14 protein-coding genes are annotated in these 18,592 nt (G+C 51.2%); 4 read left to right on the top strand and 10 right to left on the bottom strand.

Annotated features, from left to right (window positions below):
* The 3 genes from J2Y43_RS06300 to J2Y43_RS06290 are packed head-to-tail and all read right to left on the bottom strand — an operon-like array spanning position 1 to position 4,349.
* Positions 1-813, bottom strand: a complete 813-nt coding sequence (locus J2Y43_RS06300; protein WP_309980774.1) for an aldolase/citrate lyase family protein — start codon at positions 811-813, stop codon at positions 1-3.
* Positions 814-827: 14 nt separating this feature from the next.
* Entirely contained in the window at positions 828-3,245 is a 2,418-nt protein-coding gene (locus tag J2Y43_RS06295) for a hypothetical protein (protein ID WP_309980775.1), read from the bottom strand.
* A 3-nt stretch (positions 3,246-3,248) separates the two neighbouring features.
* Complete coding sequence (locus J2Y43_RS06290) at positions 3,249-4,349, bottom strand: heparan-alpha-glucosaminide N-acetyltransferase domain-containing protein (RefSeq protein ID WP_309980776.1); 1,101 nt, start codon at positions 4,347-4,349, stop codon at positions 3,249-3,251.
* Between the two features lie 157 nt (positions 4,350-4,506).
* On the opposite strand from J2Y43_RS06290, the gene J2Y43_RS06285 reads away from it, so the two are divergent.
* Genes J2Y43_RS06285 through J2Y43_RS06270 form a run of 4 tightly spaced genes read left to right on the top strand, consistent with a single transcriptional unit; the run spans position 4,507 to position 10,472 of the window.
* Positions 4,507-7,113 carry a family 20 glycosylhydrolase gene (locus J2Y43_RS06285; protein WP_309980777.1) on the top strand — a complete coding sequence of 869 codons (2,607 nt, stop codon included), beginning with the start codon at positions 4,507-4,509 and terminating at the stop codon, positions 7,111-7,113.
* Positions 7,114-7,160: 47 nt separating this feature from the next.
* Positions 7,161-7,991 carry an ROK family protein gene (locus J2Y43_RS06280; protein WP_309980778.1) on the top strand — a complete coding sequence of 277 codons (831 nt, stop codon included), beginning with the start codon at positions 7,161-7,163 and terminating at the stop codon, positions 7,989-7,991.
* Between the two features lie 51 nt (positions 7,992-8,042).
* A complete protein-coding gene (locus tag J2Y43_RS06275) occupies positions 8,043-9,299 on the top strand; it encodes an MFS transporter (protein ID WP_309980779.1) in 1,257 nt (418 codons plus the stop codon).
* 12 nt (positions 9,300-9,311) lie between these two features.
* The gene (locus J2Y43_RS06270) at positions 9,312-10,472 is read left to right on the top strand and encodes a DNA-binding transcriptional regulator (RefSeq protein WP_309980780.1); all 1,161 of its coding nucleotides are present in this window, start codon (positions 9,312-9,314) and stop codon (positions 10,470-10,472) included.
* A 107-nt stretch (positions 10,473-10,579) separates the two neighbouring features.
* Here J2Y43_RS06270 and J2Y43_RS06265 read toward each other — a convergent pair whose 3' ends face one another.
* The 7 genes from J2Y43_RS06265 to J2Y43_RS06235 all read right to left on the bottom strand — a co-directional run bounded on the left by J2Y43_RS06265 (position 10,580) and on the right by J2Y43_RS06235 (position 18,581).
* A complete protein-coding gene (locus tag J2Y43_RS06265; protein ID WP_309980781.1) occupies positions 10,580-12,619 on the bottom strand; it encodes a M13 family metallopeptidase in 2,040 nt (679 codons plus the stop codon).
* Positions 12,620-12,656: 37 nt separating this feature from the next.
* A complete protein-coding gene (locus J2Y43_RS06260; RefSeq protein WP_309980782.1) occupies positions 12,657-14,147 on the bottom strand; it encodes a peptide MFS transporter in 1,491 nt (496 codons plus the stop codon).
* A gap of 157 nt (positions 14,148-14,304) precedes the next feature.
* Entirely contained in the window at positions 14,305-15,213 is a 909-nt protein-coding gene (locus J2Y43_RS06255; RefSeq protein WP_309980783.1) for a hypothetical protein, read from the bottom strand.
* Between the two features lie 149 nt (positions 15,214-15,362).
* Positions 15,363-16,145, bottom strand: a complete 783-nt coding sequence (locus tag J2Y43_RS06250; protein ID WP_106594285.1) for a YgcG family protein — start codon at positions 16,143-16,145, stop codon at positions 15,363-15,365.
* A gap of 3 nt (positions 16,146-16,148) precedes the next feature.
* A complete protein-coding gene (locus J2Y43_RS06245) occupies positions 16,149-16,592 on the bottom strand; it encodes a TPM domain-containing protein (RefSeq protein WP_223401946.1) in 444 nt (147 codons plus the stop codon).
* A gap of 69 nt (positions 16,593-16,661) precedes the next feature.
* A complete protein-coding gene (locus J2Y43_RS06240) occupies positions 16,662-17,243 on the bottom strand; it encodes a LemA family protein (RefSeq protein WP_090152000.1) in 582 nt (193 codons plus the stop codon).
* 147 nt (positions 17,244-17,390) lie between these two features.
* Complete coding sequence (locus tag J2Y43_RS06235) at positions 17,391-18,581, bottom strand: deoxyribodipyrimidine photo-lyase (protein WP_309980784.1); 1,191 nt, start codon at positions 18,579-18,581, stop codon at positions 17,391-17,393.
* Positions 18,582-18,592: the final 11 nt, after the last annotated feature.

The raw sequence follows: 18,592 nt of genomic DNA, 5'->3' as shown, positions 1-18,592 counted from the left end.
TTAAACGACCATTGAAGTATCAAGTTGAGCAGTTGGGACATCGCCGACTCCTCTTTTTATTTTGTCAAAATCCGCATTCAGTTTTTGCACGAAAAGTGCTACATCGAAGCTGTGTACAACGATATTCGCACCTTCTTTCATCCATCGAATCTGCCTTTCGGGTTCGAGCGAGAAGTGGATACCGATCGCTAATCCTTTGGCACGTGCGGTGCGGATGATGTAGGAAACGGCTTTTTCAAACTCCGGATGGTCGTATTGCTCTGGTAATCCAAGGCTGACGGACAAATCGTGCGGGCCGATGAAAACGGCGTCCAGCCCGGGCACCGACAATAATGCATCCAGATGGTCCATAGCCGGGACACTCTCAATATTAGCAATGCAAATATTTCCCGCATTGTATTTTTCCACATAATCCCGCATATGGTCGGGCATGGGCACAGCGCCGCTCAGGTAATTCTGCAAGACCTCGCCTTTCAGCGGCCGGTATTTGGTAGCACCGACCAGCTCCGTTACCTGCGTCACGGATTCCAGGTAGGGGGCGACAATGCCTTTTGCACCGGCATCGATGGCCTGGCAGGCCAGGTAGGGGTCAGGACACGGAATGCGGACGATGGGGGTAATGCCCAAATGCCGGAATTGCTGGCATAATGTTGCCATTTCCGTTCTGCCCAGCGGAATGTGCTCGGTGTCGATGAACACAAAGTCGACACCGGTCTTCTTCACGGCCGCAGGCCACATCGGGCCGGTGGAGGTAATGCAGGTGCCGTACACATTGGCGCCGTTTTTCAGTTTTTCGAGTAATGTGGATTCCATTGTGAGATCTTCAATTATTGTTTAATCAACCATATCTCCGTCACCTGCGAGCCGCGTTCCCCTTCGCCGCAAGTCCATTCAAAAATGACTTTGCCGTCGGCAGTCGCCGCCCTGGGTACACTGAATTCGAATGTGGGCTGCTCGCCGGTCTGGATAAAATCGTGGATTGTCTGGCCGTCGTCGGTGGTCATACGCATGCGCGAACGGAATCGTCCCGTGTACGAAATGCGGATGCGGTAAGCTGCTTCCGGATCGAGATTCTCGTAACGGATCTGTAAAGGCTGGTCGTAGAGGGTTTTGGCCTGTTTCATCCAGGCACGGGGTGTTACCTGCCCCTTGAAGCCGGTTGCTTGAATTTCATCCACCCATTCTTCTCCTACCAAACCGACGCCAAAACCGATCCGTGGCGATTGCAAACTACCCGGATCTTTTTCCCAGGACAGGCCGGGTACAACCCGGTACCAGCTTTCCGGATCACCGAAATGGTCGTAAAACCCGCCGGGTCCGGGGTCTGTGCGATGTAATAGCTGATCGATTTCCCGAAGCATTTCGGCTTCGCTGGTCAGCTTTTCAATCCTTTTAAATTGATCCAGCAAATAGGGAGCATCGTTCAGCGGCATATTGATCAGATCCACAAAATTACCGCGGCCGGACATAGCGCCATGTTTTTTCATGGTCAGCTGCGCGCCGATGCTTTTGAACAATGAGTCGGCCAGATCGTAGCATTTTTGCTGATGATCCGGAAGAATGCGTTCTTTCCAGGCCTTTGCCAGCAGGATCTCTGCATTGCGCATCGCTTTCATCGCCCCGGACTTGTCGGCAGATGCCAGGGCACGTCGGGCTTGCTGTTCCAGTTCGAGTTCGTAAATGAGCCGCTGGCGGGTGTAATCGTCAAAATAGGCGCGGATCAGCCCCATCTGGAACCTCGGGTTTTGCAGTAATTTTAAAGGCGCACTCTTTTCCATCGATTGCCATTGGCGGAGGGTAATTCCAATCCCGTTATTGTCGACAACCTCGCCACGCCAGTTCTTTTCAAGGTCGACGATCGCCTGTGCGCCTGCTTCTTTGTATTCAGGACCGAAAAAAAGGCTGGAATAATCGCGCAAGGTCTCGATAACCGGCATTTCCGGGTCCCAATCTTGGTCGCTCCACACAAACTTGTTGACGTCGTCGTTAGTACCTTCCGAGTAGCTCACACTCCCGATCCCATATTGGTCCAATGCATTATGGATCGCTTTTTCATCAAACGGACGCGGGTTGATACTCTCGCGCCCGAGCGTCATCGCCCACGCGAGGTCCCAGTGCGGTACCGGATATTGTGCCGAATAGTTGTGGGTGATATCAGGATAATGCCGGATCGGGATCGATGGTTTGAGCATCTCCCTGATCTTCTGTACCGGTATTTTTACCCATGGCCCGAATACCACGCCGCCGAACCAGGGATATTCCTTATTGGCGTGACTGAAAAACGCGTCGAACCATTTCTGGGTAGGGCGGAACACCTGGGGCGAAACCCATATTTTAGCTTTGGGATGATATTTCTGCAATAGCGTCGCCTCTTTTTCCAGCCACGCGAAAAGGACATCCGGCTCCAGTTCGCCCGGATCGCCTGCCGGTACAAACACGCCATCGAGCTTCGGTAAGCTTGCGAATACCTGGTCACGCTCGGCGAGCTCCTTTGCAATGGAGTCGGGGTGGACGTAATTTTTACCCATATTCGGATACCAGATCGAGACGTCGAGGCCATACGATTTGCAAATGCGCGACTGCTCGACGATCATCTGCGCGGCGGGAATTTTCATATGAGGGCTCGTAGCATCGTCGTCCGTGCGAGGAGGAAGAATTTCGATGGTATTGGCACCGAAAAGCGCCAGTTCGCGGATGTATTGATCGAAACCGGCGACGGTGAATGCGTCATACGCATTCGTTTTGGGGCGGTAGCCGAGCTGGTGACCGCGCATCGGATACCGCGGGCTGGTGCTGATCGCCAACCGGCCATCAACCTGCAATTTGCCACGGGTCATTTCCGCTTTCCGCAAGAACCGTCCTACGCCGTACAATATTCCCCGGGCGTCCTTTCCTACTATAATAAGAGTATTCGAAGGTCCTGCGACCAGTTTGAAACCCTCGCTTTTGAGTTCGGGCAATGCGGAAACAGCATTCCGGTATGGTTCCGGTAATTTGTCCAGTTCACTCTCCGATACGAGCAGGATCACATTTCCGCTTTTCGGGAGTTTTTTGGCTGCGGGGAGTTTAATGCCCGTCCGCTTTTCCACCTCATTTTGCAACACTTCAATGCTTCGGAGCAATGTAGCCTTGTCGCTAGGGCTGAAAATCTGGCTTTTGGATAAATCAATGGATTGCGAAAAGGCAGAGCCGGTCCACAGTACTAGCAGGAGGATAAGGAACCGGAAAGATGTTCGGTAAGGCATGGGTTAGAGCTTAATGAAAATCCGTTTTTTATAAAGAAGGTAGGCCGGGATGAAATTGATACACACGAAAAAGAGCGCGTAAAGCATGCTCGCCAGGCGCGGGTCCATTCCTGTCTGCGACAGCGCGGCCACAGCATGGTGGTTCAGAGTATCGCCACCGGCAGGCATAATGTAAAATAGCAATGCAAGAATATCGGCCAGAACGTAAGCGGCGATGGCATTTGCCCCGAAAATGACACCAGGTGCAATGCCTCGCCTGCCACAGCGAATGTCAATGAGGAAATACAGCGCGCCGAGCAGCATGGAAGCAAAGCCGGAAGTTACCAGCACGAAGGAGCTCGTCCAGAGGTTTTCATTGGTAGGGAAAATCAGGTTCCAGAAATAGCCCAATGCGGCAGTGGCCAGACCGGCGGTAAGGAGGTAGTTGCTTTTTTCGTTGGGAGATAGCGGCAGGAGCATCAATTGGCCTGCGAGCATGCCGGTAATGGTAGTTACGATAGACGGGAATGTGCTCAAAATCCCTTCCGGGTCCCAGGTCCCCTGCCACATTTTGCCGGGCAAATACTGCTGGTCGACCCAGGCGGCCAGGTTTACACCCGGTTCGAGCATTACCTTGCCGATGCCGGGCGTCGGGATGGTGGTCAATGCGAGCCAGTAGGCCAGGAGAATGGTAATGGCCAGTCCGAGTTGCTGCTTCCAGCTGGTGTTCAAGAAAAGGATCGCGCACACGAGAAACACGATCGCGATGCGGTGGAGCGTGCCGGTATAGCGAAGGTCGGAGAAGTTGAAATCGGGCAGCATGTTGAGGAACATGCCTACGGCGAATATTTTTAAGGAGCGAATGATGATTTTGCGGTACAAGGCACCCTTCGGCGCATCCCGTTTTTTGGAATAGGCCAATGCAATGGAAACACCGACGATAAAAAGGAAAGTGGGTGCGATGAGGTCTGTAAATGTCAGCCCGTTCCACCGGGTATGCCGGAGCGTGGGAAACACAAAATCCTCGTGTCCCGGAAAATTGACCATGATCATCGCTGCAATGGTAAAACCACGCATTGCATCCAGCGAGAGTAATCGGGACACCGAGCCCGAAGGGTTTTCCATATCAGCCGTTTTATAGGGTTATGTACGGAGGCGGTGCCCAAAAAGGCTATTCGCGACGCTTTTTGCACCCTTCACTAGTATATTTTGCGCAATTGTCAGTAATTAGAAAGTTATATTCCTAACACCGGAAAAATCATCCCCCAGCCTTTTTGACCCTATGAAGAAACTACTCCCGCTTTCGCTTGTCCTGTTTGGTATGCTGCTGTTTGCGAGCTGCAACAAATCGGGCAATGTATCCAAAGAACAGGCCGAGAAAATCGCGGTTTCGTGGAAGCTCGTCAGCAATTTTATCGAACCGCAGGGAAGGTTTGAGGCCCAGTTTACGATTAAGAACGGCAGCGATTTTACATTGGACGCCTCCAACTGGAAGCTGTTCTGGAACATGTCGCCCAGGCCGATCCAATCGAACAAAACACCGGAGCCGGCCACCGTCGAGCATATCAATGGCGACTGGTACCAGATGATAGCTGCGAAGGATTTCAAACTCGCGCCGGGTGATTCGGTGGTGATCAAATACACGGGTACCGAGGGAGTGGTGAAGGAAACGGATGCGCCGCTGGGCTTGTATTTCGTGTTTTATGACAATGAAGGAAAAGAGAAGGAGATCGTCGAGGTGGTGGATTATACCATCGAGCCTTTCACTACGAAGGAGCAGATCCTGCGGGGCAAAATGGATTTGAAAGAGGTGCCGACCGCCGAAACACGTTATAAAGCTAATACCGCATTTACCAAACTGGGCGAGGAGCAGCTTTTGAAAATCATCCCCAGCCCGGTGAAACTCGTTCCGGGTGCAGGTACATTCACATTGACGGGAAAAACAAATGTATTTTACCAGGAAGGGCTCGAAAACGAGGCTAAATACCTGATCAGTAAATTGAAAACGCTTACGGGTACCGACTTGCCAATGCGGGCCGGCTTACCGAACAAAGATTCTTCGGAAGAAGCTGCCATTGTTTTGAAAACGGGTAAAGTGGCGGTGAATGGTGTTTCCAGTGAAGCATATAACCTCAATATCGGGCAGACAGGCATTACAATCGAGGGTAGCGATGCTGCGGGTGTGTTCTACGGCGTTCAAAGCCTTTTGCAACTCGCGCCGACGGACGCCTATCAGAAGTCCGTCGCTTCGGTGGGTTTTGGGTTTGTGCAAGTGCAGGACGCTCCCCGGTTTCAGTTCCGCAGCTTGCATCTGGATGTGGCGCGTAACTTTCAGACGAAGGAATCGGTGAAGCACATTATCGACCTGCTTTCTTCTTATAAGGTAAATCATTTGCTGCTCTACACCACAGAGGACGAAGGCTGGCGAATCGAGATAGATGGTTTGCCGGAGCTCACGCAGGTAGGTGCGCAGCGCCAGCACACGTCGGGCATGAACGCGAACGCATTGCACCCGGGTTACGGGTCGGGGCCGGTTGCCAATGAGAAAGGCAAGCACGGCAGCGGCTACTATACCAAGGCCGATTTCATTGAAATACTCAAATATGCGCACGAGCGGCATATTAAGATTATCCCTGAGCTGAACTTTCCCGGTCACGCGCTGGCGGCTATCAAATCAATGGAGGCGCGGTATGAGCGGTTGATGAAGGAAGGCAAAGAGAAAGAGGCCAATGAGTACCGTTTGATAGACCCGGATGATAAGTCGGTTTACATTTCGGCACAGGGCTATAAGAACAATGTCGTGAGCCCCGCCCGGGAGTCGACCTACAATTTCTTTGTGAAAGTGGTGGATGAAATCGCGAAACTTTATGAGCAGGCGGGTTTGAAAATGGATACTTTCCATACCGGCGGCGATGAGGTGGCGGATGGTGTGTGGACGAAATCGCCGATGGCAGCCAAGCTGTTGCAGGAGCATCCCGAAGTGAAAGGGCCGCGTTATCTGCAAACCTATTTTTTCAGAAAGCTCCTCCCTATGCTCGAAAAGCGCAACCTGAAAGTGCACGGCTGGGAAGAAGTGGCATTGAATAAAACGGAAACCGGCGCTTATCTCGCGAATCCGGAGTTTGTGGGGCGCCAGGTGTATCCCTACGTTTGGAACAATGTGTATGACGTCGACCTCGGTAATCGCCTGGCCAATGCGGGCTATCCGGTGGTGCTCTGTAATGTGACCAACTTCTATTTCGACATGTCGTACAACAACGATCCCAAAGAGCCCGGCCTGTATTGGGGCGGGTTTGTAGACACGCGCGACAACTGGGCATTTGCGCCGTTCAATATGTTCCGCACCACTGAGGAAACCGCCATGGGCAAGCCGATGAAGGAAGAATTTGTAGGTAAGCAGCTGATGAAGCCAGAGGCGCGCAAAAACGTGTATGGTATCGAGGCGCAACTTTGGAGCGAGACGATCAAAGGCCGTGATATGATGGAATATTCGATCCTGCCTAAGCTTTTGGGCTTTTCCGAAAGCGCCTGGGCAGCCGAACGGAAGTGGGAAAACGTAGCCGACGATGCCGCCAGAAAAGCCATGATGGCCGAGGGCTGGAATATTTTTGCAAACTCGATAGCCCAAAAGCATCTCCCGAGACTAAAGTATATCAACGGGGGCTATAATTACCGCCTGCCTCAACCGGGCGCGATCATAGAAAACGGAATGCTGAAAGCGAATGTGGAGCTGCCGGGCCTGGCAATCCGCTACACGACCGACGGCTCCGAGCCTACCGAAACTTCACAACTTTACGAAAATCCTGTGAAGGTTTCGGGTACTGTTACGCTGAAAAGCTTCGATCTGGCCGGACGATCGAGCCGCAGCAGTGTAGTGACAGCCCGTTGACCGAACTGATCGTTTAACGCAGCTTACAGCTCAACTCCTCACCGTCGATGAACATTGGTGTAGATCTCGGCGGCACGAACATTCGTGCCGGCATCGAGTCGGGTGGCCATATTACCCGGCAAAATCAGACATTACTGGCCAACAAACATTCGCTGTCGGCAACGCTCGACCAGTTGATGGACGTGATTCGTCCGCTGACGGCCTACCCCGTAAAAGGGATAGGTATAGGGGTACCTTCGGTGGTGGATGTGAGCAAAGGCATTGTTTACAATGTCATGAATATCCCTTCGTGGGAGGAGGTCGCATTGCGCGATATTGTGGAAAAGGAGTTCAACCTGCCGGTTTCGGTGAATAATGACGTGAACTGCTTCATACTCGGTGAGCACCGGTTCGGACTGGCCCGGAAATTCCGGTCGGTAATCGGAATGGCGATAGGTACGGGCCTGGGCTCGGGCATTATCATCGATAACCATTTGTATGCGGGAAGGAACTGCGGGGCAGGGGAGATCGGAATGTTGCCTTACAAAGATTCCATCCTGGAAAACTATGTATGCAGCCGGTTTTTCGAAGATTCGTTGGGGATCGATGCATTTGCAGCGCACGAAGCGGCATTGAAAGGCAGCAAGGAGGCGATTGAAGTCTGGGAAGAATTCGGGGTGCATTTGGGCGCGGTGATCAAGGCAATCATGTACACTTACGACCCCGAGGCGATCGTCATGGGCGGCTCCATTGCCAAGGCCAACCGGTTTTTTCAGGATAGTATGCTGGAAAGCATTCAGGATTTTGCTTACCCCGAGTCTTTGAAAAAGCTGACATTACTGTTATCCGAAAACGAAAATATTGCATTGCTGGGCGCTGCGGCGCTGCTCGACGATTGATGTAATGCAGTTTTAGATTTAAATTAGGCTACCAAACCACGCGCGGCCCTCATGCAAAGGAACATTTTCATCGTAGTACTGATCTTCCTGATCTTTTTCGTCATTTCTTTCCTGACCAACATCCTCGGTCCGATCATTCCTGATATCGTCAAAAGTTTCGATCTCAGCATTGGCCTGGCGGGTTTTCTGCCATTCGCATTCTTTGTTGCCTACGGGGTGATGTCGATTCCGGCGGGATTGATGGTGGAGAAGTTCGGTGAGAAAGTAATGCTGATCAGCGCGTTCCTGTTAGCATTCGGGGGAGCATTACTCTTTGCATTGATCCCAGGTTTTGCCATTGCGCTATTTTCCTTGTTCCTGATTGGCATTGGCATGGCCATTTTGCAGGTAGTCATTAACCCGCTACTCAGGGTTTCGGGCGGGGAAGAGAAGTTTGCATTTTACTCTGTGCTGGCCCAGCTTTTTTTTGGCGCGGCATCGTTTCTAAGCCCGTTGCTTTATAGTTATCTGGTATTGAATGTGCATTCGGGGAATTCCGGTTTTTTGATTGATGTATTAAATGGCCTGGTGCCTGAGAACCTGAAATGGGTTTCGCTGTACTGGGTATTCGCGGTGATTGCACTGGCAATGGTAGTGGTGATCGCGTTGGTGAAATTTCCGAAGGTGGAATTGCTGGAAGACGAGCGGATCGATGTTGGAAAATCATTCGGTGAATTAGCCGGGAACAAATTGGTATGGCTCTTTTTCCTGGGCATATTTGCCTACGTAGGCACCGAGCAGGGCATTGCCAACTGGATTTCACAATTCCTGCAAACCTATCATGACGTGGATCCGGCGACGACCGGCGCTTCGGTTATTTCCTACTTCTGGGGCTTGCTCACGATCGGCTGTTTCCTGGGATTGATATTGCTGAAAATCTTCGATAGCCGGAAAGTGCTGATATTCTTCACCTGCGGAGGCATTGTGTCGTTGCTGATGGCCTTGTTCGGATCGAAAGAAATGGCTTTGATCGGCTTCCCGATGGCGGGTTTCTTTGCCTCTGTGATGTATTCGGTGATATTTTCACTGGCACTAAACTCAGTCCCGAAACATCACGGAACGTTTTCCGGTATTCTGTGCGCGGGCATTGCAGGCGGGGCGGTAGTTCCGCTGATCGTCGGCGGGCTGGGTGAGTTAGTGGGATTGCGCTTCGCGATGCTGTTCCTGTTAATCCCGCTGGGTTATATTTTGAGTATCGGAATGTGGGCCAAGCCGCTGGTGAACAATGAAACGGTATCGAGCGTGAAGGAGCTGTTCAAGCTCGGTTGAAAGGATATTTATATGTACAAAATCATTCTCCTGCTCGATTTTGCCGAGGAATACAGTAAGAGCCTGATGAAGGGGATCAATGCGTATTCCAAAGAATTCGGGCCATGGATCTTCTGCCGCATGCCGCTTTTCCATCGTGAGACGATCGGGATTGATGGTATCCTCAAATGGGCATTGGAATGGGGAGCGGACGGTATCGTAGGGCAATTGTATAATAAGGAGATCGACAAGATCGTCCGGGCCGGGATACCGGTCATTGCACAGGATTTCAAGGAGCGTTTCACCGAAATCCCCAACATCACCGGCGCCTACCACGAAGCCGGGCAAATGGGCGCCGATTACTTCCTCAAAAAGGGCTTTACCAACTTTGCATTTTACGGTTTCAACGACATTGTATGGTCGCGCGAGCGCGCGGAAGGCTTTGAAGAACATTTGCGGAAGAAAGGGCATAAAGTACACTACTTCGAGCATAAAAAGGCGCGTTCGACGGAGCTTTGGTATTATAAACCCAGCTCGCTGAGCCGCTGGCTGAAATCGCTGCCGAAGCCGATCGGCCTCATGACTTGCGACGATAACCAGGGTCAGCACATCACGGAGGCGTGCAGGCACGTGGGCATACGCATACCCGAGGAAGTGGCCGTGCTGGGTGTGGATAATGATGAAATGATCTGCGACCTGTCCGACCCTCCGCTTTCAAGCATTGCACTGGATGTGGAAAAAGGGGGGTATGACGCTGCGAAACTGCTCGATCACATGATCAGGCACGGCACCACAGATTACTACGATGTGGTGGTACGCCCTACCCAGGTCATCACCCGGCATTCGACGGACATTTATGCGACCGCCGATGACCATATCGCATCTTCATTGAAATACATCCACCAGAACATCGACAAAAACCTGCATGTGGATGAAGTCGTGAAACAGGTACCGCTGTCGCGCAGGGCGTTGGAAAAGCGTTTTCTGGAAATTACGGGGTACCCGATTTACAAGTACATCTTCAATTTGCGGATCGAGAAATTCACGCAGAAGTTGCTCGATACCGATATGTCGGTGTTTGAAATCGCGCTGGATATGGGCCTGGGGGACAGCAAAAATATAGCCCGCCAATTCAGGCAGGCCAAAGGATGCAGTCCAAGCGCTTATCGTAACAAATACGTTGCTGGGAAGTGAGGTTTGTGAAGTTTAGAGTTCAGAGTTTATGAGTTTAAAGTTGAGGGTTGAGAGTTAAAATTTAAAGTTTTGAACTTTCAACTCTGAACCCTCAACTCATAACTCCTCTACCAGATCACAATCCTCGACGAATCAGGCAGTACCATCTTGCTTCCGGCGCCGCAGCTCCATGCCGCCTGGAACTCCTTCAAATGCGGCAGCGGGCCGTTAATGCGGTCACGGGCGGGTGAATGCGGGTCGGTTTGTACCTGGTTGCGCAATGCCTCGTCGGTAGTGTTCATGTGCCATACCTGCGCCCAGCCGAGGAAGAAACGCTGTTGCCAGGTGAAGCCGTCGATCGGTGCAGGCTCTTTACCGTTGAATGATTTTTCCAAAGCGTAATAGGCCAATGTCAGACCGCCCAAGTCGGCAACGTTTTCACCGATCGTTAATGCGCCATTGATTTTGAAACCGGGCAATGCTTCGATACCGCTGAAATAGTCGATGTAACGCTTGGTCAGCTTGTCGAAGTTGGCGCGGTCGGCGGCGGTCCACCAGTTTTTGAGGTTGCCTTCATCGTCGAATTGCGAGCCCTGGTCGTCGAAACCGTGGGTAAACTCATGGCCGATTACGGCAATAATGCCGCCATAGTTGATCGCATCGTCGGCATTGCGGTTATAAAATGGCGGTTGCAGGATACCGGCCGGGAATACCACCTCGTTGTTCAGCGGGTTGTAATAGGCATTCACCGTCTGCGGGGTCATGAGCCATTCCTTCTTATCCACTTCCTTGCCGATCTTGTCTACATTCTCCTTATGCGCATACAGCGACGCTGAAATTACGTTCTCAAACAGCTTGTCCGGCGCGATTTCGATGGAAGAGTAATCCTTCCATTTATCGGGATAGCCTATTTTGTAGGTAAATGCTTTCAGTTTCTTATGCGCTTTGGCCTTGGTCGAATCGCTCATCCAGGTCAGCTTGTCGATGCGCTCGCCGTACACGGTACGCACGTTTTCGATCATTTCGGAAACTTTCTTCTTATCCTCTTCCGGGAAGTACTTTTTCACGAACAGCTTACCGAGCGGCATACCCAGCAAACCATCGGTAGAGCGGATCGCACGTTCCACACGGCCTTTCTGTTGCTTGGTACCACGCATAACGGTGGCGAAAAAGCGGAAATCTTCCTGATCGTACTTTTTAGGTAAATAGCCCGCAAAGGTTGAGAGCAACTGCCATTTGGAATATAGTTTCAATGTAGCAATCGGCGTCGCCTTCAACAGCTTGTTCAGGTTTTGTAAATAGGCTTTGTTTTGAACAATTAAGGTGTCGGTTTTGATATCCTGCTTATCTGCAAATGCCTTCTGGTCGAAATCGGGGATCAGCTTCTCGAAATCGGCGAAGGCCATTTTGTTATAAGTTTTCACCGGGTCGCGCAGCTCCACGTTGGTCAGTTGCAGCTTGGCTACTTTGGTTTCGAAGTCAAGAATGGTCTGGCCCGGGTTGGCTTCGGGAAAGCCTGCCATGGAGAACATTTTGTCGACGTGCTTCACAAACTCGCCGCGCACTTTCACCGTGCTGGAATCCGTACGGTCGTAGTAGCTGCGTTCGCCGAGGCTGAGGCCATTCTGGCCCTGGTAGAGGATATTGACCTTGCTGTTTCTCAAATCACCTTCTACGCCGAAGCCGGTTACGGTTTCCACGCCTACCTTCTGCATTTCGCCGGCAACAGCTGCAAGGTCTTTCAGCGAGGCAACTGCATTGATTTTATCGAGATAAGGTTTCAGAGGCTCCAATGCACGCTTTTCTACCGTTGTGGTATCGAGGAACGACTGGTAGTAATCGGCGATCTGCTGCTCTTCGGTACCTTTCTTGCGGTCCTGAACTTTGGTAATCTCCTCGATAATGCCTTTCAGGCGGACTTCTTTGTTCTCTTTATCCAAAATGCCGAATGCGCCCCAACGGCTTTCGGTGCCTGGGATCGGGTTTTTCTTTTTCCAACCGCCATTGGCGTAGGTGTCGAAGTCGTCGCAAGCTTTGGCTGTCGAATCGAGCGAGCTCACATCGAAGCCGGGTACTTTGGTGGTGTCCGTTTCCTCCTTTTCTTTTTTACATCCTGCCAGGCTCACTACAAGAGCCAAAGCGGCAGCACGGAATGCGGCTGATTTCATTTTTTGATGTATTTGTTTTTGAAGTATATAAAAAGACTTAGTGAATGCCGCCCATCCAGCCTTTGATCGGCTTCCAGAATACGAGCAGAATCAAACCAAAGATGGTCGTAATAATAGCCACCTGGTTGAACAATGCCGGCATTTGCAGGATATTGGATTCGTCGAAACCGCCCGCAAAGAGACCTGCAATGAGGTTACCCAGCGATGCACCTACGAACCAGATACCCATCAACTGGCTCACATAACGCTTAGGGGCCAGCTTGGTATAGGAACTCAACCCGACAGGGCTCACGCAAAGCTCTCCGATGGTGTGAAGGAAATAGGTAAATGTGAGGAAAAACGGCGAAGCCAGCTCGCCTTTCACCGCGATGTTCGAAGCCGCTACCATCACGAAGAAGCTTAGGCCGAGCAATATCAGACCCATTGCGAATTTGACAGGAATGGAAGGGTTGCGGTTTTGAGATGAAAGCGATATCCAGAGGCTCGCCAATACGGGTGCGAAGATCAGAACGAAGGTAGGCTGGAAGTTCTGAAACCAGCTTGATGGGACTTCCCACCCACCGATCACGCGTTGGGTGTGACGTTCGGCGAAGATCTGCAATGAAGTGCCCGCCTGCTCGTAACCCGCCCAGAACAATGCGATGGCAAGGAAGAGAATAATGAGCACGCCAACGCGGTATTTCTCCACGCGTGTAAGTCCTCCCGCTACGAGGATAAACAGGAAGTAGGCAGCAGAAATGGATACGATAATGATACCGGCGCCCTGCGCGAGGCCTTGGGCGGTGGTCATATTAATAGTACCTGTGGTTTGCAACACGATCAGGAACACGACCAGCAATGCAATCAATCCGTACCCCAGCATTTTGTTGCTGTTTGATGCAGGTGCGACTTCTTCGCTGGCTTCTTTTGCGGACGGCACCTCGCCAAGCCCTTTCAGGTGCGTAGCGCTTCCATACCGAAAGACGATCAATCCCAGCAACATTCCGATGGCCGCTGCTCCAAAGCCCATATGCCAGTTGACCTTTTCACCCAGGTAACCCACGATGGCAATACCCAGGAAGGAACCCAGGTTGATCCCCATATAAAAGATAGAAAACGCGGCATCGCGACGTGCACCGCCTTCGGGGTACAATTCGCCTACGATGGAGCTGATATTGGGTTTCAAAAGCCCGGTGCCGATTGCTACCGTACTTAACCCGAGAAAGAAAATGGCCGGTCCGGCGGGTACTGCCAGGATAATGTGCCCCAGCATGATGACGATACCTCCGTACCAGATGGCTTTTTTCTGACCCAGGATATTGTCTGCCAACCAGCCGCCGGGCAGTGTGAGCAAATAAACGGAAGCGGTATAAAGCCCGTAAATGGCCGTTCCTTCGGCTGCACTCATTCCCATTCCGCCTTTGATGTTATCGAGGAGAAAAAGCAGAAGAATGGCCCGCATGCCATAATAGCTGAAACGTTCCCACATTTCGGCAAAGAACAAGACATACAGTCCCTTGGGGTGTTTTTGGGAAATCTGTGAAGACATAGAAAGAGAAGTGTTTTATTTGGTTTTTGGGGTTGTAAACAGATGTTTTTATCGTGCAAGATAGGAATTATGGGTAAATATCAATCAATCATAAAAATAAAAGCGGTAGCAGTTTGTAATGACTGCTACCGCTGTGAATAAACGTTTTACGATCGGCTTATTTGACGGAGAAAGATCCTTCACCGATTGAAAATCCTTCTGAATAAAGCTCGATGGTATACTTGCCCGACGTGAATGGCGCGTCGCGGTCGTAGAGGATGCTTACATCCTGGTTGTTGTTGGTGTACAACACATCTTTGCTGATGGTATAGCCCTGTTCCTGCCCGTTATACTGGAAAACGCCGGAGCCGGTTTTGGTATCTGAAATGGTAGCGCCGCTTGGATCGATGATGCGGAGATAGATGGTTTTGTTGTCGGCCATCGTGAGTGGGTTCTTTTCAAGAATGAAGTCCACGCGGACTTTATCCACTCGCTTCGACTTCACATTTTCGCCCTCGCGCACCTTGCCTTTGGACGACACCGCGTACACTTTCACGTTACGAGCGCGCAGCGCTGCCGCCATGGTAACTTTCGATTCGAGCTCCGTGTTTTTGGCTTGAACGCCAGTCAGCGAGTCGCGTACGGCCTGACGGCTGGTCTGCAACTCGTTTCGTTCTTGGGTAAGTCCTTCATTCTGGCTGATGAGCTGCTGGTTTTCCTCGCGAAGCTGAGCAATCTCGGTGTCCTTTTTGGTGAGAAATTCCTCATATTCCTTGATTTTTCGACCCATGTTCGCGTTGCCTTTACGTAATGCGGCGCGGTCGCTTTCGAGAGAGGCTTTTACTTTTTGCAGTTCGGCAATATCGCCGCCCAGATTCTGTACTTCGAGAATGCGTGCGTCGAGCTGTTTGGAGATCGAATCCAGCTTGATTTCGGAGGCTGCCAGTTCCTGAACCCGGGCTGTCAGGTCAGTTTCCTGCTTTTGGGTGATGTTGTGTTCTTTATAATAAAGGTATCCGAACACTGCTGCCAGGATGGTCATCAGGATCAACCCGACTACCAGACCGGTATTGCTTTTCCTTTCCATAAAACTTTGTTTAGGTTTTGGTGATATAGTTTATGGAATATGTACAAAAAAGTATGCCACTAGTATACGTTGCGCTATAATGGTAAAACAAAAGCGGGTAGAAGACCGATGCTTCTACCCGCTTTCCTATTATGGATTGGTTTGGAATACTAATAATCACCACCTGCGCCGCCGCCTCCGAAACTACCGCCTCCGAATCCGCCGAACCCACCACCATCACCTCCGCCGAATCCGCCGCCCCAGTTGCCGGAACTGCTACCACGGCCTGAATGCGTAGTGTAAGGAAAGAAAATAGGAGGGATGCCGATATCGCGGTAGCCGCGGTTGCCGCCACCTCCACCCCGGTTACGGAATATGATGATGAGGATAATGATGAATATGATCACGACAATCAGTATAGGAGGGAAGCCGTCGCCCTCGCCGCTGTCCTGCTTCGGATCCGCCTTGTACTCGCCCGAAGCATATTTGAATATCATATCGACGCCGTCGTTGAGGCCCTGGTAAAACTGGCCAGCCTTAAACTGCGGCGTGATTACCTGCGAAACAATACGCTTGGCGATCGCGTCCGGGACTGCACCTTCGAGACCGTAACCCGTGGCGATAAACACTTTTCGCTCCTTTGGCGCCCACAGCAGCACGATACCGTTGTTTTTGCCTTTCTGGCCTACACCCCATTCTGTACCGAGCTTGAATGCGTAGTCGGCAATGGGATAGTCGCCCAATGTCGGTACGGTCACGATCACGATCTGGGAGGATGTAGAATCGTTGTAGGCCACGAGTTTCTGTTCCAGCATTTGCCGTTCATTAGGGCTAAGCTGGTTGGCAAGGTCGTTGACGAGCCTTGGAGGATCGGGCTTGGGCGGAATATCCTGCGCCTGTACGCCGGCAAAAGCCGCGATCACAAGCAGAAGGTAAATGATGAATTGCTTCATAGTTTATTGGCCGAATGAAATATCATCCGGAAGTTCATTGATGTCGCCGGACTGGTAGGGGAAGTGTTTTTTGAGTTGCAATCCCGCTTCCAGGATGCCATGGCGAAGTCCTTCCTTATACTCTCCTGCCTTGAAGTGGTTCCGAAGGAGCTCCTTGGTACTGTCCCAAAAGTCGGCAGTGACCTTCTCATCGATTCCTTTGTCACCGAGTACCGCAAATTTCCGGTCTTCATAAGCGAGGTAGAACAATACCCCGTTGCGTTCGGCGGTTTCGTGCAGGTGCAGGAAAAGGAACACTTCCTTGGCGCGCTCCATGACGTCGGGCGTAGGGCATTTCTTTTCGATATGCACTTTTACTTCCCCGGAAGTCTGTTTTTCTGCTTCCTGAATTGCCTCAATAATGTATTGCTGCTCCTCGTCGGTGAAAAATAGGGATTCGGTTGCCATGGGGCCGGATTGATACGGATGGATGAAAAACATTGCGCCGGGCTTTTTGAAATGGCCCGGCGCTGAAAGTTAGAATTGTACGGTAGGCGCTTTTTCGGAGCCCGGAGCAGCGGTGAAGTAGCCTTTCTGGGAGAAGCCGAACACACCGGCGAAGAGGTTGGTCGGGAAAGTGCGCACTTCCTGGTTATAATCCTTCACCACCGTGTTGAACTTGCCGCGTTCCACGGTAATGCGGTTTTCAGTGCCTTCGAGCTGGGCTTGCAGTTCGAGGAAGTTCTGGTTGGCTTTCAGCTGCGGATATTGTTCTACCGAAACGAGCAAGCGCGACAATGAACCGCTCAACTGATCCTGTGCCGCCTGGAATTTAGCGATGTTTTCAGGGGTAAGCTGATCTGCGTTGATCGTCGTTTGCGTGGCTTTGCTGCGCGCCTCGATCACGGCTGTCAATGTGCTTTTTTCAAAATCGGCAGCACCTTTCACGGTGTTTACCAGGTTGGGGATAAGGTCGGCGCGGCGCTGATACTGGCTTTCCACTCCGGCCCAAGCCTCTTTTACGACCTCATCTTTCTGCACGAGGCCATTATATTTACCGCAGCCAACAAATCCTAGAATCAGAACAACGACGATAACTGCAATGAGTCCTTTTGACATTTTAATATTCAGTTTAGAGTTATTGAATGTGGTTCAAAGTTGACCAAAGCTAGCAAAATCTTTAAGAAAAACTACATAACCGGTTCTCTGAGGCAATATGGGCTTGCTAGCGTAGGATGGCGGGTTTTGAAGTAAAAATCGGGTGAATTAATCTTCACCCACCCCGGCCAGGTTGTTCCAGCGGCCCCAGTTGACGGACGCTTCATAGTCCAGCAGCAGGCTTTCGAAATACATCGCGCCCCAGGTCCAGTTGATATCCAGGTCGTCCACCAGGTATTTGGTGGCGGTCTCGCGTTCCGCCGCCGTAATGAAGCCGGTAGCAGTTAGCTTTTGGACGATATCATTTACGGATTGGTTGTCGGTCTGCCCGTTTATCCATTTCTCAAATGCGGCATTATCATTCTTCCAACGGCGGTTGAAATGATGTTTCACACCGCTCGGCTTGAACATCCGCGGGCCGAAACGGAGCAATGTCCAATGCAGGAACTCCCTTTTCAGCAGGTTGATGATGATGGCGTCTTCCGTTACTGCATGTGACTGGGCGGTTTTGACGCTCCGATAAATGTAAGATGCCGAAATGCAGCCCAGCGAGAGCCAGTCGGAAAGCCGGGTGTCGGTAAGGGGTTCCGTCGAAGGGTAAGCAATGTCTTTTTTGACATACTGCTCCACATATTCTTTCAAAACAGCCAATGCATGGGTTTCTCCGCCGCGTGATACGTCCGAGGTTTCTGCCGGTATTTCGTTCGGATCGATGCCCAATTCGGGCAATCCGGGAATGGCCCCGGCTTCAAAATCCGCTGGCAATGTGATTGCCTCAGGTGTTGGGAACTGGTCCTTTATTTTAAGGTCGTTACTTAAGAGCCTTTCAAACTCCGGAAATCCCGACGGCAGCTTCGATACCCGGAATGGAAGGTCAAATGCACTGATCATCGTGTCCATCCAGAACAGTTTGATGTCGACGTTCGCTATTTTAAGGTTTTTGCTCAATGAAGATTCAATGCGGGTTTCCTGCGGGGCTATTTCCTTGCTGGTGTAAACATAGTCGGCATTGTAGTCTTCGGCCAGTTTAGCCACAATCTCTTCGGGCTTGCCGACGCGGATGAGCAAGTCGCCGCCCTTTTGCCGGATATTTTCACGGAGCTCGGCAACGGATTCGATCAGGAAGCGTGCTCGCAATGCACTCGTTCTGCGAAAGCCGAGTTTAGTTTTTTCGAATTGACGGGGATCAAAAACATATACGGGGATGATCTCACTCGCGGAACCAACGGCAGCAGAAAGCGCCTGGTTATCCTTTAACCTCAAATCATTCCTGAACCAATAGATTATGCGTCGGGCCATTAATACAAACT

Source organism: Dyadobacter sp. BE31 (assembly GCF_031457695.1).
Taxonomy (GTDB): Bacteria; Bacteroidota; Bacteroidia; order Cytophagales; family Spirosomataceae; genus Dyadobacter.
Note: the sequence above shows the minus strand (reverse complement) of the source record. Positions and strands in the feature narration are given on the sequence as shown.